Genomic DNA, 22,863 nt, shown 5'->3' on the forward strand with positions numbered 1-22,863 from the left:
CTTGTTTTCTGGGGAAAGTGAGGGCTGAACATGATCCCGTTGCCGATCGGTGAAACGCAGAGCGTGCTGAACGATGCAGAGATGGCGCTCTGTCAGAGGGTATTCAACCACGTAGTCTCGGTGAAGCAGCTCAAGTCAGACCCAGATCGCGAGGAGCTCGCCAGCCGGATTATTCAGTCGTTCCAGCATGGCGTGACGGACGAGGGCGCCTTGATCCGGCTGCTGATCTGACCGACGCATCCCTACAGCTCAATGGAACTGAGCAGACAGCTGAATGGCTTGCAGTCATCTCGTAGAAGCTCCCCCTCCCCCCAGGCCTTTGGCCTTGAACCCTGCTAACAGCGCTGTTTTCCCTAGCGCGCAGGCGCTTCCGCCCAAATGAGGCAGTTTAGTGAAATTTGGAACGCCACTGGCCACTAACGCTTTTTATCAGCAGAGTTATTGCACGGGTCCGACCAGCCTATCATACTCGCGCTCCGGAATTCCGTAACAGCCGCCGGCAGCGTCTTCCAACTTTGCTCGACTCAGGATGCGAAGATTGCCCCGCGTCGCCTTAACGATGCCCAGTCCCTCAATGATATGCAGTTGGTCGGTCACGCCCGAGCGTCTCACACCCAGCATCAGAGAGAGGAACTCGTGGGTGATAGGCAGGTCAGGAACCCTGATCCTGTCGTGGCACATCAGCAGCCAACGGGCTAGGCGCTCCGGCATGTTGTACCTGGCATTTGCCAAGGCTGAATGCGCAAGCTGCAGTGCACAGGAATGGACGTAGCGAAGCAAAAGATCGGAAGCTTCCCGATGCTGTAGAATAAAGCGCTCCAGGAGATCTGATGAAAGAGCCAGTCCTGATCCCGGGGTTTGCATGAATGTCTTGTTCGGTGTCCGCCTTGCTTTGAGCAGCAGGTGGGCGCCGCTCATACCTTCAAAGCCAAGATGGCCAACCTCCACGGTCTTACCATCGGACGAACTTGCGACGATCGATCCAAGGCCTCTTTCGATGAAGACGACGCTACCGGTCAAAGCGTCAGGCTCGACAAGTACGTGCCCCAGGGGCAGATCGACCAGCTCAAGCTGCCCCGACAGTGCCGCAAAGCAGTTCGCCGGAAGGGCCTTCAGTAGCCGATTGTGGATTTTGGCTTGATCGAGAGGCATTGGATGCGCTCCGTCGGGGATGAGCCCGAACTCGTGCTGCACGCCGGTTGCGCCAGGCAATGTCCAAATCATCGGCTACCGGGAGGCAGTGTGCCATAATCTACCTTAGTTTTCGTACGTTTTTGACAATAGACTAACGCGTCCGAGACTCAAGAAGCACGCCCTGCGGAAGCCGTGACGACCGCGGTCAGCTCGACCGTGAGGATGACTTTGCCGGTTTCGCTGACAACTCGGACCTTCAGCACATTCCCATTCCAAAGTGTTTCGTCCTCGCCGATGATGCCGGCGGCGGTTTTTACCGCCATCGGGCGGAGAAGTTCGTCGGATGCGACTTCAGTTCCTACCTGGTCCAGGAAATCGGCGCCGTCGTTGATGTGAAAGAAGTAGCGCCTCATGTGCACTCACCTGGAATGCTTGATGGCCGAGGTCACATTGTGGACCGCACGGCCAAGCATGCTTTGCTTGGCGGCCGAGACAAGGTCGCCGGCACGTTCGGACACCTCATGATCGCCCTTCTCGGTCCGATTGAGATGCAGGTAGCCAGACTCGTAATTTGCTGCGTTGCGCAGTCGCTGGGCATCCAGGACGGTGAGGACCTTGTTCTTGAATTCGATCAGCCCAGCCGCGCGCAGTTCCTGCAGTGTCTTGTTGACGTGCGGAGGCGTGAGCCCGGTCGCGTCGGCCAGATCATCTTGTGTGATTGGAAATGAAAAGCTGTCGTCTGTCGTTTCGCCGACGATCCTGTGACGGATGAGCATTTCGTAGAACATGTGCGCGATCTGCTCGCGGGCACCCCGACGCCCATGGTCAATGATCCACTCTCGCAGAATGCCGGAATCAACCATGGTCCCCCACCACAATGCTTTGGTGATATTGGACGACTCCGTCAGCAGACCTTCTATCACTTCCGCCGGGATCAGGACGCAGGTGGTGTCGGTCATGGCGACGATATTGTGGTCCATCGCCCGAAGGACAAAAACCTCGACGTCACAGAGATCACCGGGAACGAGAAACGCCATTATCTGCCGCCGTCCGTCGGCAAGCACCTTGGCGCGTGCCGCCAAGCCGGTGAGCAGGAGATGGATGTTGCGAACCTCCTTGCCCTCTTCAATGATCACGTCACCACGTGCGAACGTCTTTGTCGGAAAGCTCAAGAGCCGATCAAGCCGCTGACGATCCAACTGCTCAAAGCGAATGAACTGCTCGAGTTTCATTGTCAGCGAGTTGGCCATAACCTCGTCCTCCTTGGTTGAAACGCCTTGCTGGTGACAGGGTTCCCGGATTTTCTCGGCCGGCGGACTTGCAGAAGTTGACAAAGCCAAGGCCGTCAGGCAGTTCGCCGACATGAGGGTTCGCGATCACACAGATGCTGGCAGAAAGTTAAAAGGCCTCGCCGACACAGCGAGTTGCCGCTTCCTGCTGACCTTGATCCTGAACACCTGGTTGTTCGCGACCGGCTGAATAAGCTCACAGATCAAACATTCGATGCAGCCTACACAAGGCGCAGATTGCGATCACCAGAAGAGCTCGGGGAAATCTCTTTCGGTGAGGACGCCGAGATTCAATGGCTGGCAAACGCTATCCTTCCTGTGGTGCTTGAGCATCTCCAACGCGCGCAGGAACTCAACGCGATGCTGACTGGAGCCGCGGCTGCCGCCAGAGGGAACGGCGACGAACCAGCTGAAACGATAAATCCCTTGCTCGTCACCAAATCTTCCTTCTCGCACCAGGTCGGTGGGGCAGTAATCATTCGTCACTGCCTAAATGCCGCTATGCCGGGGCAGCTGCACTAGCAGCGGTTGCTCAGCCCTTGTTCGCTTTCATTGCTCTCGGCGCCAACAAAGATCGGGAGTGCCCGTTCGGCTGCTATGATCATCCGAATACCAGAATGGCGATCATGTCAGAAGCTGAGAGGTCCAGCCGACCTCAATATGTTTGATTCCATCGGCGAGCGGCCGCGCCAAGGACGCCCGTCAACACAGCTGCGATCGAGCTTACGAGCGCCAGCGATCTCAGGATCATCGCTAGTTGAGGGGCATCTATCGGAGGAACGCTCACGAGAGTACCTTGACGGCGATAGCGGCCTCTATGAATGCCGTGCGAGCGAACTCAGCGCTTCGATGGTTTATGATGGCGTCTGCGCATCTGCACTTCGCATCGGCGTATTCCGGTTGCGATTGCGATGGCCAACGATGGATCAAAGCTACCAGTGCAGCCTTAGGTCCGTCGATACGCTCGCAGAAACCATTGCCGATGCGAATGAACACCGGGGCTCCCCATCTGATGTCGAAGTTAGCTTCGATGACTGTCTCCATTGACGAGCCTCCTTCCTTACTTCCTACGATGCCAACCGACGAACCTGCCTGTTGCGTCCCAGTTCCCGTTCTGTCGGCGTCTGTGCGCAATCGGACAGGCATCAACGCGCAATGACGAAGAAAAGACCGCAATACCCGAGGTCCGCACAGACAGCGGAGCCAAGCGCGGAAGACCTAGTCGGGGCAAAATGCAACTCGTTCGAGATGAAGCCTTCCGACAGTCTCAGCGAGATTCCGATCAGCTTTCGGGGTAGCAGCCTTGCCCCTACGCCCTCCTGAAAGTCATGCGGAGTCCACTTCAAATGGATCGGGCAACCAAGGCTACGCGAGCGTCTGCTTCAGAAACGCCAGCGCCTTCTGCGCCCCTGAAGAGGATATAGTGTGACCGACCCCTGGTTCGACATTCAGCTCGACCTTGAAGCCAGCCGCTCCGAGTTGGGCAGCGGCAAGCGTCGAGGCGGTCGCAGGGATCGTCGTGTCATGTTGGCCGTGGACCAGAAGCACTGGGGTGTCCCTACCCGCGGAGGATATCTGCTGCGGCGGAAGAAGTCCGGCGAAGGAAACCAGCGCACCGATCCTCCATCGTCCGGACGCAACCGCGTCCAGCGCGACGATCGCACCCTGCGAAAGGCCGACGAATGCGATCCTGGCGTGGGCGTCGGCGAAACCCTCAGCGCGGACGACGTCGTTCATCAGTCCGTCGAATGCCTCGCGAGCCGTTCGGATGCGGGTCGGATCGAGCGGATTTCCCTCCGCGATAAACCACTGATGGCCATAGCGATGTGGTAAGGGGGCATCCGGTGCAGCGAAGCGGGTGTTCGGCAGGCTCGAGCGCCAGGAGGCGGCGAGCGGCATGAGCTGCGCGCCTGATGCACCGATCCTGTGCAGGAAGATAACGAGCGATGAATTGCTTCGCATAAAGATCCTGTCGTTGAAGGCACAAAGGGCGCTCTACCCCATCATGGGGGAGCGCCCACGTCACCCGAGCGGCCGTGAGCTTGCGACGGTCATGTCGCCGTCATCGGCCATAAATTTGGGTGGGTAGGCCTTAAATGAGAATTGCGACCTGTCCTTTCAAGATAGTGTATCGGCCGTCGTGCTCATCCAGGCGCGATGGCGCTCCTCGTCCTGGTGCGCCTTCATAAAGAAAGCTTTCGATGCCGGGATCGCGTCCTCGTGGCGCGATGCCCGCTCGTAGGCACTGACCGTGTCGTCCTCGTTGGTCTTCATTGCCCTCAGAATGGCGGCGTCGCCCATGATGTCGGCGAGGGCAATCTTGCCGGTGGTGAGCATCTGCTTCATGTCACCTCCGGTCGGCGCCTCGACGCCCAGTTCACGCGCCATTTCGTTTAATACCTGCAGGTGCTGCAGGTGATCTTCCCTGAACGTCGCGATCTGAGCGCTGAACTCCTTGCTGTCGAGGCGCTCAATGCAGGACTCGTATGCCGCGATCGCATCATGCTCCAGGTAGATGAGGTCCGTCACAAGCTTCTCGATGCTGGGTTCGTTACCGACCATGGTGACCATTACGTTCTCCTTCGCGCTGAACTGAAGAACTGGGAATGGGCGTCCGAAAGCAATGTTCCGCGTTTGTCTTGTATCGTACCGAGCCGCAGCGTTGATCGACGCCGGGGCACACCCTTGGCGGAAATGGACTAGGAGCGCTTTGATGGCCCAAAGCGCATGACGCTGGGGCAGATTGCAATGGCAGGAAGGCGTTAGACGACGAGCTCCATCAGGTTTGGCCCGGGAATGCCGATGGTTTAACCAAGACGGCCGAGCGATGGAGCCACTGCCGTCATTGCGCGATCCATTTCGTTGAGGGCCGACCGAAGTGCTCCCTCCGGCGCATCTTTGTGTCCGGAGAGGATATTCGCAAACGGCGCCGGTCGGCCGAAAAGGTAGCCCTGGGCAGATTCGCAGCCTTCGGCATGCAGGATGGCCAGTTGGTCGCGTGTTTCGATTCCTTCGGCGAGGACAGGGATTTCGAGGCTGCGGCCAAGCGCCAGCACAGCGCGGATGATTGCGCGCGCCGGCTTGCTGGTCTCAATTTCGCCCATAAAGCTGCGGTCGAGCTTGATCTTGTCGAACGGGAATGCTCGCAGCGTATCGAGGGAGGAATAGCCCGTCCCGAAGTCGTCGAGCGCGATCGTCACACCAAGCTCACGAATCTGCCGCAACTGAAGGAGCGTACGATCCTTGTCTTGGATGATGGCCGATTCCGTGAGCTCGAGTTCAAGATTTTCCGCTTTCATTCCGGTCTCGCTGAGAATACCGGCCACCAGACCCGGTAGGTCGGGGTGGAGGAACTGCACCGGTGAGAGGTTGACCGCGATCCTTATGTTCGTGCCCAAAGACGAGCATTGGCTACAGACAGTCCGAAGCACCCATTCGCCGAGTTGCAGGATTAGGCCGCTTTCCTCAGCGAGCGGAATGAATTCCACCGGTGGGATGAAACCACGTTGCGGATGTTGCCAGCGTAGCAGCGCCTCATATCCCGTGACCGAACTATCCGATACCAGCGTCTGAACCTGATAATAGACTTCGAGCTGATTGTTCTCCAACGCGTGGCGAAGTTCAACGGCGAGTTGGCGTTTGTCACGAACAGCATCGTCCATAGGCTTATCAAAAAAGCAGATCTTTTCCGCGATCTCAGTCTTGGCGCGATAGAGCGCCAAGTCGGTGTTACTGATCAAAGTCTCAATTTCCTGCGCGTCGTCGGGAAACATACAGGCGCCAAAACTCGCGCCGACCGAGGCCTGAAAACCGTCAATCGCGAACGGTCTGATGATCTCGGCCCGTAACTGGAGGAGCACCTCGCGCAGTTGGTTGCGATTATCGACAGGCGCAATAATCGAGAACTCGTCGCCGCCTGTGCGGGCGATAAACAGGGTGCCGTCGTTAGAGTCACGCATGCGCTGGGCGAGGATTTTTAGCGCCTCATCGCCAGCCGAGTGTCCCTTGATGTCGTTGATTTCCTTGAAACGATCGAGGTCGATCGCCGCCAGTGCAAATTTTGGGCCGCCATAGTTGGCAAGCCGAATTTGCGCATCAAGGCGATCATTGAAGGACGCGCGATTGGCAAGTCCAGTTAATGCGTCATTGAGCGCCATATGCTCCAGCTCGCTGATTGACCGCACGCGGTTCTGATTGTCGATGAGATAGCTCGCGGCGACGGCACCGATAATGATAACGCTGAGGAGCGCAATCGCCAGCGCCATTGCCTGCATAGCCGCCGGATTGGAATAACTGTCGTCAATGAAGATCGGCGTGAGCTTGAACGCTGTCATGCCGGTGAAATGCAGGCTGACGATTGCCAACGTGAGCAATCCCACCGAGATGGTCTTGGTGGCGGTTCCATGGTCATGACTTGCGACGTGTATCGCAGCGGATGTGATAGTTACGGCGAGCAAGATGGACACGATGAGAAACCTCATATCCCATTCAACCGTGCCCTGAGCAACATAAGCCAGCATACCAGTGTAATGCATCGTGGCGATTGACAGCCCGACCAAGGCGCCGCCGACAGCTGGTGACCAGGAGGTGCGGATGGTACCGGCTACCATCAGGCCGCAGAATGAGCCGGCCATAGCGATCAGCAAGGAGATGATGGTCAGCAGCGGATCGAATGTCACAGGCGTGCCGGCATGATAAGCAATAATGGCGATAAAATGCGTCGACCAGATTGACGCGCCTGCGGCTGTTGCAGCGAGAAACTGCCAGCCGATGGCTTCGGCGCCGTTGACGCTCCGCCCGCGCGAAAATAGGCGAAGTACCGCCCAACTTCCTGAAACACAGACCAGAGCGGCGACTAGCACAAGCCAGATATTATGTTGCGTTGTGATGCAGTTAACGACGGAAATCATTTTTTTTCTTTGCCTGGGGAATTCGTGACGCACTCTCCCAGCTTCCCATTGAGATCAACTTAATTTAAGCGACGAGTGGCGTGTATGATTAACCTCGAGTGTAGCGGTGCATCTTCTAGGCGACTGGCAAATATCGCGCTCCCGCACCGGTACTCTCCTGCACCGGCCTTCATCGGAATCGGCACTGTCAGGGCGTTCACCAACGGCACCACGTCTATGTCAGCGTGCTGGGGAAAGACGCCTCGCCGAGCTATTATCCCGTCAGAGAAACGATCGAAGAAGTCGTCAATCAGCTAACCGGCTAGCATGCCGACCGGCCGGAACTTCCACACATCATCGATGTTGTAGTCCGCATGTCGCGGCAATCATTGCGGTGGCGTATGTGGCTTTCTTCACGCCGGGACAGGTTTAGGCTGAACCGGCCCAAGTGCGCGGATCTTACGAGAGCGGCCAACAACTGCAGCAGATCGGCCCGGCACCGCGGCCGATATGACTTTGCCTCCAACTGGAGCAAGCGAGATGAGCGAGAATTTCAGCACCAGAGTGTGTTCCGGCGTGCAAATTTAAAATTGCATGCCGAAACACACATCGTGATTGCCGCGATTCATTGCCGTAGCGCTCCCGACACTTGTCCCTTGGGCACAGCAGTTAATGGCCGCTCGCAACGTTCCCTTTTTGACGTGGGCCGGGATCCGCGGCGGCATCTCCGTGGCGCTCGCTTTGTCTGTTCCAGAAAGTCCCGCCAAACCCTCCATTCTGGCGGCAACCTATGCCGTCGTACTCTTCAGTATCATCATGCAGGGATCGACGCTTGACTTCGTCGCGAAGCGGACCGTGTTGCCGCGGGAAGAGAAACCGGCGAAGGCTCCCCCATAGCGGCGCCTACACCGACGCCAATGCTTCGAGATGACCAAGCGGGCCGCGCTCTTTCATCGCAACAAAGCCGCGATGGCGCGTCCGGATATCATGTAGGTCGACCGGCGACTGGATGTTTCGGCCAGCGTCGTCGAGAACGAGGCCGGCATGACGCTGAAGCGTGACCACCCGCGAAGGAGCGCGCTCCAGCGTAGCGACCGCGGTAAGCACGTCCAATATGCGGATCAAAACTGCCGGACTGCGCGATCCGTTCTGCCGGATCATATGAAACATTGCATCCACCAGCCCATCGTAGTCCACGCTCGGAATGACGACCACCGGGCGCCCTTGGTCAAACACAACGCCTGTCGACAGATGCGAGGGTACGAGATCGCAGAGTGCTGCGCCGAGACGATCAATAACGCTGATCGCAGTCAAAGGATCGTTGATGCCTGGCGATAGCGCACGGACGGCAACCTCGACCAACTGTCTGACCGCGAACTCGATGTCGGCCGAACTGCCGCGTTGCGGGCCGAGCGCGGTGGCACTGCGGATGGCTTCTTCCGCGTCTTCCACCATGGGTTTGACGAAGGCTATTGGCGCGCCGGGAAACACATAGTCGCCGGGGCGCACCAGCATCAGAACGCTGGTCTTCTTCTCGAGGGCCCATTGCGCCAATCCCGAGGCATCAAGCTGCTGAAGGTAGCCCCGGCGGCTGTCGTCAACCTGCTTTGCCGAAACCCAAAATCCCAGGGGCGGTGGATCTGGCTGTGGCTTCCTGACCGTGAGCCGCTCCATGGACTTTCGGACATCTTCGCTCACCAAATCCACAACGGTGTCAACGTTGATGCGGCCAGCCATATGGCCAACGAAGTACACCAACATCCCAACACACACGAAGGCCAGCACGATGCCAAATGTGAGAGAAAGATGAGGAACGAACGCGCCTTCCTCCTCGGACCGGACCGTTCGCAGCACCATGAGCGAATACGAGAACGTCCCGAGAAATGCTCCCAACGTGATTTGATTGCCGCAATCCTTGGTGAAATTCCGAAGCAGTCGCGGCCCCATCTGCCCGGCCGCCAACGAGAGGGCTGCTATCGTGATTGAAAAGACAGTGCCAGCCACCCCGATTGTCGAGGAAGCGACAGCGCCTAGAAGCGTGCGAGCACCTGTGCTGCCGCCATTGTAAAGCCAGGCGCTATCGAGAAGCCAGTGCGGTAGAATTCCGCTGCCATCAACCCGAACCAATATCAGCGCGAGAATGATCCCCGCCAAGGTGATAAGGCCCGGAACTACCCAGAAGGTCTCGCCTACTACATCGACAGCTCTTTTGAGGCGCGCCTTCACGATTGTATCTCTCGTTGCATTTTGTAGGTTCGCCGTTCACCATCACCTATCGGTGGTCATCGCCTCAACGCCGTCCGATTCTGCCACTTTTCGGAAAATGGTTTTAAGGCGCACCTGATGTTGTTGCGAATACCCAAGGCTGCCCTGCAACTCGGAATGTAGGTCGAGACGGTTGAGTGCCCGTTATCAGAATTCGATGATCGTCGGTTTCTTATGAAAGATCCTCGAGGAGACTGGGACATGCCGGCAGCAATTACGTAATCGTGTCCAAAATTCACCCATCTGCATCCAATTTTTGCACGCCGGAACACAGCCGGGCGGCCACGTTGGACCGCCCGGCCTTTACTCAAACTGACGAAGCGCGCCCCGCGTAGCGAGCCCGCTCGGCATCTATCTCTGCCTGGGTGTACGGGTCGGACGAAACGTCAAAACCTGTCCAACCTTGGCCTTCGTATGCAGAGCGTCGGGTCGGTAGATCGACCCAATTCGAGCGCTGGAGGATGGCTTCAGCGTCGGCGGCACGGCTTTCATCAACCTTGGCTGTCACGAGCGTTCCGCCCCGACGCACACCTTCGGCATAGACATGCGCATCGCGCTCATCAACGCCGGAATCGGTCAGGGCACCGATCAAACCCCCTGCTGCTCCGCCGACGACTGCACCAGCGAGAGCGCCTGCTGCCGTTGCGGCAAGCCATCCCGCAGCAACGACAGGGCCGACGCCAGGGATCGCCATGATACCGAGACCTGTCAACAGACCGCCAGCGCCACCAACGGCTGCGCCGACGCCCGCGCCCGTGCCCGCGCCTTCTGCAGCATCATTGTCGTTGTCCTTGTAACGGCCGTCCGCGTTGTTGGAGACGATGCTGATGTCGCTGTCGGAAATGCCCGCAGCCTTGAGCTGCTCGACAGCAGAGGCGGCATCGGAATAATGGTCGAAAAGTCCTGTAACAGTCTGCGTCATGGTGTTTCTCCTTGTTGTTGTTTTGCCGGCGCGCTCTATTTGGCGACGATGTTGCCCTGATAGTCCATCGAGACCATGACGGGCTTGCCATCCTTGGTGGCCTTGGCCAGCCAGACGCCTTTGTCATCGAGCTTTAGATCGGTGACGTCGCCATATCCGGCTTCGACGATCCGCGTTTTGGCCTGGTCTTCGGTAAAGCTATTCGCGCCCTCGACTGGTGCGGTCGCGTTCTTGTCTTCAGGGGTTGCCACGGCCGGCGTATCGCCGTCAGAATTGGGTGTGGGCGTTGGGGTCTGTGCGAAAACGGACGACGCGGTCATGGCTATGATCGCCATTCCGACGAGAAATTTCGTCATGGAGTTCTCCTTCTGGGATTGTGAAGTGATCCGTGGCAAAGAACCCCAAAATTTGCGGAAAGTTCCATTCGGCGACGCCATCGCCGCCGGAAATTACAATGGAATCGACCTTGCCTCGCGCCAGGTCTTTCCGACGATCCGGTCTCTAGGAGGCGAACCAGCCAAGATTGGCTGACTGCCCCGAAGAAGTTTTGGATGTCGGCGTCGATTATCCAGTTCACCTTCTGCACCCATGCATCGTGCGGTCCCCTTCCGGGTCAAAACCCGTAGGAGAAACCACAGAAGTCACCTTCGTAGATGGCGTTCAGCACCATGACCGTGGCTCCTTGGACGATTTTGTTTTCCAGAGCGGCAATCGCCAACGACCGCTGTATCCCGTCCGCCTTCGGTATGTACGTTCGGCGGGACGGTTGCGGATGATACGCTCCCGTGTGGACCCGTCTGTGCAGGGCCTCAAATCGGTTTCGTAACGTAGGTGCTCTCGGCTATGCTGTGACGGGTAGCTGGCGTCCACATCAGAAATCTCCGAACAAGCTTCGACATGAGATTCGGATTGATGCCCGCGCCAAAGAACCAAGAACATACCGACACCCGAACTCGGCGGCCAGAAGCTGTCCGCGTCCGCTTCCAAAATCCGTAGGAACTATCGTACCTCGCGGTTGTTCTACAATGTCATGCTCGATTGGAGACATCCATGCTGGAACCAGTTGCTTCGCGCCGCACCTTTCCCACTTCAGCAGGAATTCTGTTCGGCTTGGGCCTTGCCCCGTCTGGAGCTACGCCATTTTTGGGTTCAACCATTTTTTGACGACCTGCCGTCCATCCGGTGTTTTCTAAGGAGTGAATCATGAATAGCACTAGCACGCTGAACCGCGTCCCGGCCCATACTGACGACGAAATAAACCGTCGTATCCGCGAGGAAACCGAGCAACGCCTTGCCTACTATGATACCCACAAGAACGAAATTCCGGCGCGTCTGGCGCAGCTGAACCGTGAATGGGATATTGAGCGTACCCTTGAGGCCAATGCGTCCACGCTCGCCTTCGCCGGTGTCTTGCTAGGTTCCAGCGTGGACCGACGTTGGCTCGCGTTGCCTGCCGTCGTTACCGCGTTCCTATTCCAGCACGCGGTGCAGGGCTGGTGCCCGCCCTTGCCAATTCTTCGACGGATTGGCTTCCGCACCTCCGACGAGATTAATCAGGAACGCTTCGCGCTGAAGGCGCTGCGAGGTGATTTTGACCTCCTCAGTCAGGCTAGCGACAGGTTGGCAGCTATCTGGCGGGCCGTCCGTCACACATCTTTTTAGAGACCGTGACATTGTCTTTACACAGAACGCCCGTCCCAGCGTATCCGCCAGTGCGCCGGACTCAGCCAAACGCCGCGACGCGCCGGAGGAACCAGAAGGCCGAAAGCGTTCCGATGAGATAAGCAAGCCAGAATCGCAGGCGCGAGGACTCGAAGGCCAGCAGGAGCTTCATGCACGCCATCGCCAAGAGAGCAACGGCAACGAATACAAGCTGCCCTGCCTCGACGCCGAGGTTGAAAGTGAGCAGTGCGAGCGGGACATCCTTCTGAGGCAACCCGATTTCACGCAAGGCACCACCAAATCCGAACCCGTGTAGCAAGCCGAACAGAAAGCTGATCAGCCAGGGATAGCGGCTCGAAAGATCGAGATCTCCTCGGGCGGTGCGGGTAATCTCGGACGCCACGAACATGATGCTAAGTGCGACCAGCGCCTCGACGGGCGGCTGCGGCGCGGAGGCCATGCCCAGAGCCGCAAAGGCAAGCGTGATCGAATGCGCTACTGTGAACGAGGTGACAGTCAGCAACAGCGCTCCCGGCGTGCGGATCAAAAGCAGCAGCGCGAGAACAAACAGAAGATGGTCAATCCCCAGCATGATGTGCTGGACGCCCAGAAGGAAGTACGTCCGGGCCGTTCCGAACGGGGTGGGAGACGCCGCCACCGTCAACTCGGGGGAGTCCGGTGAAATGCGACTGGTCTGCATCGTGCCGTCGAGATTGATAATCTTCGCCAGGGCATCGGTGTAGGTCGCCGACAGACCGTCGATCGAGACCACCTGCCCCGCCAGACCTCCGTCGCATACAGTCTGCCAGCGACTAACGAAAGCGGCATCGATGTAGCCGCCAACGGTTTCGGCTTCCTGCTTGCAGATGGCCGGTAGTCTGACATAGAGCGCCATCCTCGCTTCTCCACGAGCGGGAACCTTCCATGTGATCGCATAGCGGGCCGGCGCGACTTCGTTGATTTCCAAGTATGCCGGACGCAGTTCATGGGCGCTGGCAATCGACATCAGCCAGAGAAAGCATGCGACCAAGACGGTCAGACATCGGATCATTGGACACCCGACGTCTCGACTGGCGATGCCGTCACATCGGTCGGAATCAGAACCTTCACTTCATATTGCCTTTTCATCTCCGTATAACGTCTGTCTGCAACTTCTTTTCTCCGCCCGCTTTCCCAATCCAATTGGACCGCCGCTTTGATATCATCGAGCGACGGCGCGCCACCTGTGATAGCCTCTTCGACCAGGACGAGGTGGCTGCCATATTGTGATCGCATGGGGCCGAACCATTGCCCTGTGGGCGCGGACGACAATTCCTTGACGAACCCTTCGTCGAACCTGGCCGCGATGAGGTCGGCACTGGTCAAATCCATGCGGAGTGGCAAAAGCGTGGTATCACCCAATGAGCTCCCGCTCATCGCGGCATCCGCTTTGAGGGTGGCGAGAGCCAGCGCCGCTGCCGTCTCGCCCTTGTCGCCGGTACGATCGCTTTTGAAAAACACCTGCCGGAAGGCAAATTGCGGCGGGAGACGATAGTCTTCTGCATGCGCTTTGAGATAGGATTCGAGTTCGCCGGGCTTCGGCGTCAGTTCCTCGACACTCGGCTCCAGCAGGAATTCCATCTTCTGCTGCATGCGTCGGCGAAAGACAGTGTCGTTCTGGTCGAGACCCATTTTCTGGCCCTCGCGATAGAACACCTCCTCCTTCACGTAGCTATCGATGAGACCTTTCAATTCTGCTTGCGTGGGCGGGCGCTGCCATGTCTTGGAAAAGGTTTCGACCATTTGGGCGAATTGGCCCCCGCCGACTTCGATCAAACGCTTGTTTGCGGCCGGAGGGGAACTGTCCATCACGGAATACACACCGAACACAACGCCCCCTAGAAACAGAAACTGCACGAGCGGTTCAGAGAGAATTTTGCGCACTGCATTCATAGGACCGCTCCGGTCTTTGCATATTGGAGAACCAGCACGAGAAGCGCGCATGCCGCCGTCCAGGAGCCAAGGACGCGCACGGCAATCGGTGGCCACGACGGGAAGCGGGCCAGCCATGCCGACAGCCCGCCAGCATAGAGGATGGCGAGGACCGCCCCGGACACCGTTCCTGCGAGCGCCAGTCCAGTCTGCTCGGGCGGCACTCCTTCCGGGTTGCTGTTCAAGCCGAGAACGATCCCCGCAACAACCGCCAGAAAAATTGAAACGAGGCCAGGAGCGACCGACACCGCAACCATCAGGCCTGCCAGAAGTGAAACAACCAGCAAGAGGGTCTCGGGAAGAGGCGCGATTGGCAACCACCACAGGAGGGCGGACGAAGCGAGAAAGGTGACGAGGAATGTCGGCAATGCATACCTGCTGCTGCTCGGTGCATGCTGGCCGATCATCAAGCCCAGCGCCAGCAGCACCAGCAGATGTCCGGGGACAAGGTAGGGATGCAGCATCCCATTGTAAAAGATGCCGATGCCCTTGACGGGGCTATGGGCGGCGGCAGGCTCGGCGGCCGTCATGAACAGCAGGATCGTGGCCAGACCGCGCTTCATGCGACACCTGCGAGGAAAGCCACGCCCGCCGCCGCGATGCCTCCACCAAGTGTGCGAATCGCGAGCCTGCCGATATCCCATTTCGTCAGCAGCCCGAGCGCGATACCGGAAAGATGCAGAAGACCGGTCGCCAACACGAAGCCGCCCGCAAACGCCACACCGTCGGCCGCCGCGGGCAGTTCGGTGCCATGCGCGTGACCATGGAAGATCGCGAATGCGCCGACAAAGAGCGCCGCCACCCATATCGGCGGCCGCGCCGCCAAAGCCACCATCAGACCCAGGACGATGGCGGACAGTGCTATGCCGACCTCGACGCCCGGAAGCGGCATCCCAAGAATACCGAGTGCACCGCCAAACGCCATGACCATCGGAAACACGACGGGCAACACCCAGATGGCGGGTGCGCCGAGGAACGCGCCCCAGATGCCGACCGCGACCATCGCGGCGATGTGATCCCATCCGAGCAACGGATGCATGAAGCCTGAGGCGAACCCGCCGGCGATGCCTGCATCGTCGTGGGCGAATGCCGGAGAACTGATCAAGATTGCCACGGCAGCCAATATGGCTGCCGTGGCTGTTGGCAAGCGGGTCGAGTGTCCCCGTCTCATGACGGGTTGTACCAGATGGGCGAGGTGAAGGCGCGTTCTTGAAGCGTCATCGTGGTCCCGGGCAGGGGCTTCACGCCGAAGCGGACGGCATCATAGGCGGTCCAGCGCGGCGTCGGGATTTCAATCACGCGGCCGTAATAGAACGCCCGCTGCGCCGGATCGAATTCCGGATCCTTCCACACCGCGATCAGCTCCGGATCCCCGATCGAGTTTGTCCATGTCGCGGTCGCCAGGTCGACCGTATCGCCGACTGAAGGCAGCTTGCCATCTGTGCCGGCCTTCCGATCATCGGACCATGCGACGTCGTAGACTTTCTCCTGCGCGTTGCCGTCCTTGTCCAGCCATCCTTTAACGATCTGGTAGCGGTCGAGGTTGGCGCCGATCGGATCTTTCAGAGCTGCAACCAGGAAAGTCGGAACCTTTCCTGCGGGTGCTGCGGCGAGGTCTCCGCCCATTGGCACGCCTTTCGCGTAGCCGACATCCGCTGGCATGCGGCTTTGCGCGTCAACGGATTCGAAATCCCAACCGCCGAAGAAACGAACGACCATGCGAGGACCGGTCGTCGCATAAGTCTCTTTTCGCTGCATCGCATCCCAGATCGACGCGCGTGTATTTTCCTGCGCCCAGACAGCCGCATAACCTGCTGCCGAGACCTCCCAGTCCATGATTCTGACGCCGGTCTGCTGGTTATCGATGAAGGCCGCGCTCATGCGGTGTGGGCTCGGCTCCTGCGGTGTTGTCTTGCCGAAGAAGTTGTCCTCCTCCATTGCAGTCAGGCCCGTATGGGCGTCACTGCTGTTGATGAGGCCAAACTTGTAGGGATTGCTGCCGAACTGCTTTTCGAGCTTCAGGCCGTTTTTGTAGGCCGAGCGCACATATTCAAACTCGAGCATCTCCTTCGTCTTGGGAACGCTGCCGTCCAGATTACCCTTGTCCCACGTTTCGAAATCCGCGAACTCGTCGTTTGGAGACAGGAACGGATGAGACTCTCCCGCGCCCTTCGTTTGTGCGGCTTCGTAGAGGCGTTCCCATTTTGCCCGGGTCTGCACATAGTCGGCGTCGATTTTCTTGCCGAAGGCTTCGACAGTGGGGAACATCGTGCCGTTGCTCAGATTGCCATTGTGCGCGATCGCCAGGACTCTGCCTCCGGTCTTCTCTTCGTATGCCTCCATCCATTTCCAGAGGTCGACAGGGTTGTCGCTGCCGAACGGCGGATAGACGGTGAAGGGTTCGACCTGGCTCGCCTTGTCGGCATTGTCACGGAAGACGACATTTCGATGGAGGTTATTTCCGCCTGTGTTCGAGGTCCATTCATAGCCGATAAAGGCGGTGAAGCGGTTGGGGTCATTGTACTCCTCGGCCGCTGCGATCGTTTCCTGCCACGCGCCTCTATACGCATCCGTTCCCGGAAAATACATGAGGTCTTTCGGGAACTTCCCATGGGAGAACGCCACGATGATCTCCATCGCGGCATCCGCGCCTTTTCCCGACTGCAACATGTTATACCATCGGCGACCTGTCGGGTCGGCCAGCATGTTCGGTTTGCCAGCAAACAGATCAGGAAAGAAACCCATATTGTCGGAGTGATCGGCAACCACAAGAAAGTCGAGAGGTCGGGACAGTTTTACGGGCTGGCCCGACGATGCGGTGATCTGTTCACCTCTGGCGAAACGATAGGCGTCCCGAGGTGCTATCCGCGCACCGAACGCTCCGGCATCCATCGAAAACGAGGTATGGAGATGCGTATCGCCAAAGAACGGACGCGTCGGGAAGTTCCGGTCAGCGTAGGGCGAGTAAGGCCGCTGTTTGGCGAAAACCCTCTCTGCCTTTGCTTTGTCGATGTCGCCAATGTCGGTGTGAACGGCTTCCTGCGACCGTGCGGGGTGGCCGAGGCACGAGGTCAGAAGGCTGATAATAAGCGCCCTTCCGAAAGCGCCATGTTTTCTGCGACTGCTCTTCAGGTCCTGCATTATTATTGATTCTCCTCAAATGAAATATCGTTTCGGCTTCAAGTCTGTTGTGCCGATCGCACACTATTCGACAGTTGCTGACAGCGATCACGTCGGCAGTAATCCAGGTGAATACGGCTGGCACGTGCAATGTGAGGCAGGCAGGCGATACACCGCGCCGCCAACACCGCATACGCCAGAGCCACAGGCCAAAACCCGGGCCCGACGGTCCGAACTCCGTCCACCCAACCAGAAGAGCGACGCCAACTTCGATATTGTAAGAATACCGTTGTGGCGATCAGCAATGACGGCGCTGCCTCGGGCGTCGTCGCGCGTCAACCAGCAAGTCACGCCGAGAGCCAGCACCGCGACCACGCGGCTTACCGGCACGTCTGCTGAGCATCAAGCAATGCCCACGGAACAACTCGACAAGCAGCGAGGTGTAGCGGGCGCAACCTCAAGCCCTCCCGTTGCGACAGCAGCTGTTTCCGGTTGGGTCGGAAAGTCTCAAGAATTTTGCCCCCTTGGATTTCGCCGCTACGTCCGACCGACCTAGTCAAAGGCTGACGATCACAACCCCGATCCCTCGGAGTTTATTCGAAACAGGGATGGTGGACCTAGAATGCCAGAAGGCAAGTATTTAACTGTAACCTACATGCCGTGATACCCGTATCCGTCGCGTGTAGCAGGTCGGACCAGTGCCAGAATAACGTCTATAGTCGATCGCTATTGGTGCTGGACGGTGCCTCGTACGCGAGGTAGGTTACGCCGCGCTAAGGAAATCTGTGATTGCATCGGCGTCTGGCGTATGAGGGAGCGAGTGATGGACACCTCGGTAACGGCAGAGTCGAGCGAATCTGGCCGATCTCAACGCCCCCTGCCAGGGCCGAATGAGATTCGCGAGCAGCTCGCACGCATCGTTTCCAGTCCGGAGTTTCCACCGGCGGGACGCGGAGCCGCCTTCCTCAGCTTCGTCGTCGAGGAGGCGCTTGCGGGGCGCGGACCGCGCCTGAAGGGTTACACCCTTGCGGTCGAAGTGTTTCATCGCAGCGAGGGTTTCACCCAAGACGATCCGGTCGTCCGCATCGAGGCTGGGCGATTAAGACGCACGCTGGAGCGCTACTATCTCGTGGCGGGACAGAATGACCCAATCAGAATTGACATCCCAAAAGGCGGCTATGTACCTTCCTTCGCTTGGAATGAAGCGGTGTCCGCCGACACTGGGGAGGTGGAGGCGAAACGCCAGCGCCCAGCCTGGAGCCGGCTTCAGGACAAATGGCTTATCATTGCGGGTGTGGTCGGCGTCGTCTGTGTGGCCGCGCTGACCCATCGGGCAGCCGACCAGATGGCCGCAGTGGCAAAACCCGTCAACTCAGCCGAGGTGCCGGACGAGCCGACCCTGGTGATCGCGCCCTTCACCAATCTCGGTGACGGTCCGCAGGCCCAACTCTATACCATCGGCCTTACCGAGGAACTGCTCACCGCCTTGCCGCGCTTCAAGGAGATCAAGGTGTTCGGCCGTGAGACGTCGAAGTCCTTACTGCCCGAGGTCACCCCGTCAGAGGTGCACGGGGGGCTGGGCGCTCGCTATCTGCTCACAGGAGGTGTGAGGGTTTCGGGGGCCAAGGTTCGGGTGACAGCGCGTCTTGTCGATACGTCGGACGGTGTAATCCTGTGGTCACAGAACTACGACGACGATCTGAGCACGCGCGAGCTTTTCGCCATCCAGTCCGACGTCGCCAGCAAAGTGGCGACGGCCGTCGCCCAGCCTTATGGTGTCATCGCAAAGGCCGGGATGGCCAACCCTCCCCCTGATGACCTCGGCGTCTATGACTGTACGCTTCGTTTCTATGCCTATCGGACGGAACTGAGCCCGGAGACCCATCACACCGTCCGCGACTGTCTTGAGAGCGCCGTCGCACGTTACCCGACCTATGCGACCGCATGGGCGATGTCGTCCATCGTGTATCTCGATGAAGACCGCTTCCGGTTCAACCCAAGACCTGGTCAGCCGAGACCGATCGAGCGCGCGCTGAGTTCGGCCCGCAGGGCGATCGAACTCGAGCCCGGCAACACCCGTGCACTCCAATCTCTGATGACCGCGTTGTTTTTCAACCAGCATTTGACGGAGGCGCTCAAGGTTGGCGAGGAGGCGCTTGCCACCAACCCGAACGACACGGAACTGCTGGGCGAATTCGGCACGCGGGTTGCGATGTGCGGGCAATGGAAGCGGGGCGCCGACATGCTTGACCGGGCACTGGCGCTCAATCCAGCAGGTGCAAGCTACTATCACGGAACACGGGCGCTTGCGGCCCACATGCTGGATGACCATGACACGGCGGTGAGCCTCATCCGGAAGGCGGATTTACAGAAGTTTCCACTCTTCCACGTTGTCGCAGCCGCAATCTGGTTTCTTACTGTCTGCGGTCATGATGCCAGGCATTCGTCGCAGATCCCGCAGCCATCGTCATCCATGCTCGAGGCCGGACGTATCCTTCTACAGCACGGACATGCCGTCGCATCCGACGCACACGTGTCATCGCGGTCCGGCGGAAGAATTTCCATGTAGAATTCCGACAGCATATCGGCCGCGCTTCGATCCATGGCGATGCTCCGGTCTGGGCTTGCACCAGACATAGTGAGCCTCGAAGGCCGTTCAAGCCGGCAGCGCGCGCCGCCAGGGACGAACCAGTTTGAATATAAGACAATCGAGCGGCCTTCTTGACGATCATCCATCCGTTTCAGATTCTTTTTATCTAACAATGGCGTTGGCCTGGTATCAGAAGAAACATCGGCTGGGGGTGGATGCAGTGCGTTCAGATCTGGTTGGTTTGCACCGATTTGCAGACATTGCGGCCGCCGTAGAACGGCTTATTTCTGACATTGGAAAAGTCAGAAAAACAATTTCCGTTTAAAACTTGGGGCTTTGCGGACGAGCGGATCACCTTCCGGCTTCTTGCGATCGACGACCTCCCTGGGTTGCGCACATGGTTCGAGGATGCAGAGCTATCGCGCCCTTCGTTTTGGGCGGGGTGGAAAAACGGACGCTCGACAAGGTCGAGACCTGCTCAAAGCCCCGGTGCCCCCGGTGGCTTATTTGACGCGCTGCCATTCAATCCTGATTTCAGTGCCTTCCGGCCTCCGGAATTGTTCGGTCATGCGGTCGCCGTCAACCACCAGCCTCAGATCATCACGCGTTCGCACGCTGCCGACCCAGTTTGGAAATGTCGCCCCTTCGACACGGTTTCCGCTCAATTCTCCTTTTTCATCAACGGTGTAAGTTCCGAAAAACCCGATACTGCGTGACATGGCCATGCGATTTTCATCATCTGTTCCCGCACCGCGAGCGTTAGAAGCAAAACGCGGGATGCCGGGGTCGGTAAGAACTTCCACGAAGTGCATGTCGGGAGTGAAGACGAGAAGACCGTTGGGTTTCTCTCCATAGGCAGAGATATTTTTTCCACCGGGATCAATCGTCGCCGACATCATCCGCCAAGTGCCTACCACCTGATTTTCTGGGGCAGTCTGCGCGAAGGCGGAAGACGAAATGCTAAGGGCGAGAGCCAACATTATTGGTCGAATGGACATGTTGTTTCCTTTCCTGTTCATGAGGTCTGTGTTTCCAGGTCGCTGTCGCGGTTCACCGATCCTGCCGGTCGGCGGAATTCGCCACTCCCCGCTGCGCCTCAAGGGCAGCGAGGCGTACGGAAAGCGCCTCTGAGATAGAGGTATAAGCCGTGCTACCCAGCGCCAGCCGCAATGACGGTGTTTCGCTCTCGGCGGCTGATATGATTGCAGCTACGGTGCGCGCTGCATCTCCCTTGATCTCGAAGCTGCCCTCAGTGATCGCCCGGCGGACGGCGCCGGCAGGGGTTTCATCGTAGGCATCCGTCGGTTTCGCGCGGACGAGATTGGCTCCGAAATTCGTGCCGGTCAGTCCCGGCTCGGCGATAATGAAGTCGATGCCGAAGGGACCCACTTCCTGTGCGACGGATTCGACGAAGCCTTCGATACCCCACTTGGTTGCGTGATAGAGGCTGAAGCCCGGATAGGCGATCTGCCCTCCTTCGGACGAGACCTGGACGATCCGTCCCCCGCCTTGCTTTCGAAGAAGGGGCAGTGCGGCACGGATCAGATGGATGGATCCGGTAAGGTTGGTTGCGATTTGCCGGTCGATCTCTCCATTCGTGAGCTCTTCCGCAGCACCGAACAGGCCATAGCCTGCGTTGCTGACAACCACGTCTATCCGACCGTGACGCTGGAATGCGCTCCCGACGGCCGATGTAATGCTTTCCGATTCAACCAGATCGAGCCGGACGACATCCAGGCGTTCGCGGTAATCCTGCGTCAGTTGCGTCAGCGCGTCGGACCGGCGGGTTGTCGCGACCACCTTGTGTCCCTTGGCGAGCAGTTGCCGTGTCATCTCGAGGCCGAGCCCCGAGGAAGCGCCAGTGATGAACCATGTCTTGAGCATGTGAACTCCTCATCTGTTCATCTCCGAATGTAATTCAGCGACATTGGTGTTATAAGATCTTCAATATGAGATGACGTGGTGAGGTATAATCACGAATGGTGCGTCCCAGTCTGAATGATCTGGCCGCCTTCGCGGCAGTGGCCAGCCACCGCAGCTTCCGCAGGGCTGCTGAGGTCATGGGGGTTTCGCGCTCCGCACTCAGCCACGCGATCATTGGACTGGAGGGAAAACTGGGCGTTAGGCTTTTCAACCGGACGACACGCAGCGTGTCGCTGACCCAGGCTGGCGCACGCCTCCTCGCGCGTCTCGATCCGGTTCTTCAGGATCTCGATCAGGCGCTCGATACCCTCTCGGAGGAGCGCGGCACCCCGAGCGGCACATTGCGGATCAACGCGAACAAGAGCGGAGCCCGCATCCTCCTCGCGGAAGTCGTGCCGCTTTTCCTGGATCTCTATCCCGACGTTGAGCTTGATCTGGTTTCGGAAGGTCGGCTCGTGGATATCGTGGAACAGGCTTTCGATGCCGGAGTGCGCCTGCTGGAGGCCATCCCGCGAGACATGATCGGGGTGAAGTTCGGAGGCGACGTGAGATTTATAGCCGTGGCGGCGCCATCCTATCTGGACGGTAGAGCAATACCGAAGACGCCGGATGACCTGCATGCTCATTGCTGCATCCGCCAACGTCTCCCCAGCGGGAAGCGCTACCGCTGGGAGTTTTCCAAACGCAGCGCCGAGGTCGCGGTCGACGTCCCCGGCAATCTTACCCTTGATGACAATGATCTTCTCGTGCAGGCGGCGGCAGACGGACGGGGCATCGCCTATGTCCCCGAGCACTTCGCCCAGCCATTTCTCGAATCGGGCCAACTTGTGACCGTTCTTGATGACTGGTGTCCGCCCACACCTGGCCTGGCGCTCTATTACCCGCGCAGCCGGCACGTGCCGTCCCCGTTACGCGCCTTCATCGACCTCCTGCGAGAGGTGGATAAGACACGAGGACGGGGCGCGGGGAATGGCGTTCGACCCGCCTGATGGATTCAGGAAGACCTGCGGCACCCGAGCCGTATTCGCATCACCGTTCGCGTAGAACTGGTGGCTTACCGGGCTGCCGGGAGGAGATTTGGTGAGACGAACCGCATTC

Annotated in this window: 22 protein-coding genes and 2 pseudogenes; 7 read left to right on the top strand and 17 right to left on the bottom strand. The window is 58.6% G+C overall.

Features of this window, described 5'->3' with window-relative positions:
* The first annotated feature begins 30 nt into the window (after positions 1-30).
* Positions 31-231: a hypothetical protein gene (locus V8P77_RS29910; protein WP_316029764.1), complete on the top strand. Its 201-nt coding sequence runs from the start codon at positions 31-33 to the stop codon at positions 229-231.
* Between the two features lie 207 nt (positions 232-438).
* Here the strand turns inward: V8P77_RS29910 and V8P77_RS29915 are convergent, their stop codons facing one another.
* From V8P77_RS29915 to V8P77_RS29925, 3 genes are all read right to left on the bottom strand, one after another.
* The gene (locus V8P77_RS29915; protein ID WP_335915796.1) at positions 439-1,152 is read right to left on the bottom strand and encodes a Crp/Fnr family transcriptional regulator; all 714 of its coding nucleotides are present in this window, start codon (positions 1,150-1,152) and stop codon (positions 439-441) included.
* A 149-nt stretch (positions 1,153-1,301) separates the two neighbouring features.
* Entirely contained in the window at positions 1,302-1,547 is a 246-nt protein-coding gene (locus V8P77_RS29920) for a DUF6894 family protein (protein ID WP_316029762.1), read from the bottom strand.
* Positions 1,548-1,553: 6 nt separating this feature from the next.
* Positions 1,554-2,384, bottom strand: a complete 831-nt coding sequence (locus V8P77_RS29925) for a Crp/Fnr family transcriptional regulator (protein ID WP_316029761.1) — start codon at positions 2,382-2,384, stop codon at positions 1,554-1,556.
* Positions 2,385-2,540: 156 nt separating this feature from the next.
* Here V8P77_RS29925 and V8P77_RS29930 point away from each other — a divergent pair.
* A pseudogene (locus V8P77_RS29930) lies at positions 2,541-2,945 on the top strand (DUF4142 domain-containing protein); the annotation flags it as partial.
* A gap of 261 nt (positions 2,946-3,206) precedes the next feature.
* On the opposite strand, the gene V8P77_RS29935 reads toward V8P77_RS29930, so the two are convergent.
* The 4 genes from V8P77_RS29935 to V8P77_RS29950 form a co-directional block, all read right to left on the bottom strand.
* Positions 3,207-3,467, bottom strand: a complete 261-nt coding sequence (locus V8P77_RS29935; RefSeq protein ID WP_316029759.1) for a DUF982 domain-containing protein — start codon at positions 3,465-3,467, stop codon at positions 3,207-3,209.
* A 321-nt stretch (positions 3,468-3,788) separates the two neighbouring features.
* Positions 3,789-4,385: an alpha/beta hydrolase gene (locus tag V8P77_RS29940; protein ID WP_335915798.1), complete on the bottom strand. Its 597-nt coding sequence runs from the start codon at positions 4,383-4,385 to the stop codon at positions 3,789-3,791.
* A 156-nt stretch (positions 4,386-4,541) separates the two neighbouring features.
* A complete protein-coding gene (locus tag V8P77_RS29945; protein WP_335915799.1) occupies positions 4,542-4,994 on the bottom strand; it encodes a DUF2383 domain-containing protein in 453 nt (150 codons plus the stop codon).
* Between the two features lie 236 nt (positions 4,995-5,230).
* A complete protein-coding gene (locus tag V8P77_RS29950; RefSeq protein WP_335915800.1) occupies positions 5,231-7,366 on the bottom strand; it encodes a putative bifunctional diguanylate cyclase/phosphodiesterase in 2,136 nt (711 codons plus the stop codon).
* Between the two features lie 561 nt (positions 7,367-7,927).
* On the opposite strand from V8P77_RS29950, the pseudogene V8P77_RS29955 reads away from it, so the two are divergent.
* Positions 7,928-8,209: pseudogene (locus V8P77_RS29955) on the top strand (cation:proton antiporter domain-containing protein); the annotation flags it as partial.
* Between the two features lie 6 nt (positions 8,210-8,215).
* Here the strand turns inward: V8P77_RS29955 and V8P77_RS29960 are convergent.
* From V8P77_RS29960 to V8P77_RS29970, 3 genes are all read right to left on the bottom strand, one after another.
* Positions 8,216-9,538 carry a DUF2254 domain-containing protein gene (locus tag V8P77_RS29960; protein ID WP_335915802.1) on the bottom strand — a complete coding sequence of 441 codons (1,323 nt, stop codon included), beginning with the start codon at positions 9,536-9,538 and terminating at the stop codon, positions 8,216-8,218.
* 346 nt (positions 9,539-9,884) lie between these two features.
* Entirely contained in the window at positions 9,885-10,499 is a 615-nt protein-coding gene (locus tag V8P77_RS29965) for a general stress protein (protein ID WP_335915803.1), read from the bottom strand.
* A 35-nt stretch (positions 10,500-10,534) separates the two neighbouring features.
* Positions 10,535-10,855: a PepSY domain-containing protein gene (locus V8P77_RS29970; RefSeq protein WP_335915805.1), complete on the bottom strand. Its 321-nt coding sequence runs from the start codon at positions 10,853-10,855 to the stop codon at positions 10,535-10,537.
* Between V8P77_RS29970 and V8P77_RS29975 the strand changes: the two genes are divergently transcribed.
* A complete protein-coding gene (locus V8P77_RS29975; RefSeq protein WP_335915807.1) occupies positions 10,854-11,030 on the top strand; it encodes a hypothetical protein in 177 nt (58 codons plus the stop codon). The two genes, V8P77_RS29970 and V8P77_RS29975, sit on opposite strands and share 2 nt — an antisense overlap.
* A gap of 672 nt (positions 11,031-11,702) precedes the next feature.
* Positions 11,703-12,161, top strand: coding sequence for a hypothetical protein (locus V8P77_RS29985; RefSeq protein ID WP_335915808.1), 459 nt, complete (start codon positions 11,703-11,705; stop codon positions 12,159-12,161).
* Between the two features lie 61 nt (positions 12,162-12,222).
* On the opposite strand, the gene V8P77_RS29990 is transcribed toward V8P77_RS29985, so the two are convergent.
* Genes V8P77_RS29990 through V8P77_RS30010 form a run of 5 tightly spaced genes read right to left on the bottom strand, consistent with a single transcriptional unit; the run spans position 12,223 to position 17,273 of the window.
* Positions 12,223-13,212, bottom strand: a complete 990-nt coding sequence (locus tag V8P77_RS29990; protein WP_335915810.1) for a HupE/UreJ family protein — start codon at positions 13,210-13,212, stop codon at positions 12,223-12,225.
* Positions 13,209-14,093, bottom strand: coding sequence for a peptidylprolyl isomerase (locus tag V8P77_RS29995; protein ID WP_335915811.1), 885 nt, complete (start codon positions 14,091-14,093; stop codon positions 13,209-13,211). The genes V8P77_RS29990 and V8P77_RS29995 overlap by 4 nt, the downstream gene beginning before the upstream one ends.
* Positions 14,090-14,695 (bottom strand): HupE/UreJ family protein, encoded by a 606-nt coding sequence (locus V8P77_RS30000; protein ID WP_335915812.1) that lies wholly within the window; start codon positions 14,693-14,695, stop codon positions 14,090-14,092. The genes V8P77_RS29995 and V8P77_RS30000 overlap by 4 nt, the downstream gene beginning before the upstream one ends.
* A complete protein-coding gene (locus tag V8P77_RS30005; protein ID WP_335915813.1) occupies positions 14,692-15,303 on the bottom strand; it encodes a HupE/UreJ family protein in 612 nt (203 codons plus the stop codon). Before V8P77_RS30005 ends, V8P77_RS30000 begins: the two co-directional genes overlap by 4 nt.
* On the bottom strand, positions 15,300-17,273 hold the full coding sequence (locus V8P77_RS30010) for a DUF3604 domain-containing protein (RefSeq protein WP_335915814.1): 1,974 nt from the start codon (positions 17,271-17,273) through the stop codon (positions 15,300-15,302). The genes V8P77_RS30005 and V8P77_RS30010 overlap by 4 nt, the downstream gene beginning before the upstream one ends.
* Positions 17,274-18,075: 802 nt before the next feature.
* Here V8P77_RS30010 and V8P77_RS30015 point away from each other — a divergent pair.
* Complete coding sequence (locus V8P77_RS30015) at positions 18,076-19,821, top strand: adenylate cyclase (RefSeq protein WP_335915816.1); 1,746 nt, start codon at positions 18,076-18,078, stop codon at positions 19,819-19,821.
* Between the two features lie 524 nt (positions 19,822-20,345).
* Here V8P77_RS30015 and V8P77_RS30020 read toward each other — a convergent pair.
* Positions 20,346-20,840, bottom strand: a complete 495-nt coding sequence (locus V8P77_RS30020) for a lipocalin-like domain-containing protein (RefSeq protein ID WP_335915817.1) — start codon at positions 20,838-20,840, stop codon at positions 20,346-20,348.
* Between the two features lie 52 nt (positions 20,841-20,892).
* Positions 20,893-21,726, bottom strand: coding sequence for an SDR family oxidoreductase (locus V8P77_RS30025; RefSeq protein ID WP_335915818.1), 834 nt, complete (start codon positions 21,724-21,726; stop codon positions 20,893-20,895).
* Positions 21,727-21,821: 95 nt separating this feature from the next.
* Here V8P77_RS30025 and V8P77_RS30030 point away from each other — a divergent pair, with 95 nt between their 5' ends.
* Positions 21,822-22,754, top strand: coding sequence for a LysR family transcriptional regulator (locus tag V8P77_RS30030; RefSeq protein WP_335915819.1), 933 nt, complete (start codon positions 21,822-21,824; stop codon positions 22,752-22,754).
* The last annotated feature ends 109 nt before the right edge of the window (positions 22,755-22,863 follow it).

The organism is Rhizobium aouanii (assembly GCF_037002925.1).
GTDB lineage: Bacteria > Pseudomonadota > Alphaproteobacteria > Rhizobiales > Rhizobiaceae > Rhizobium > Rhizobium aouanii.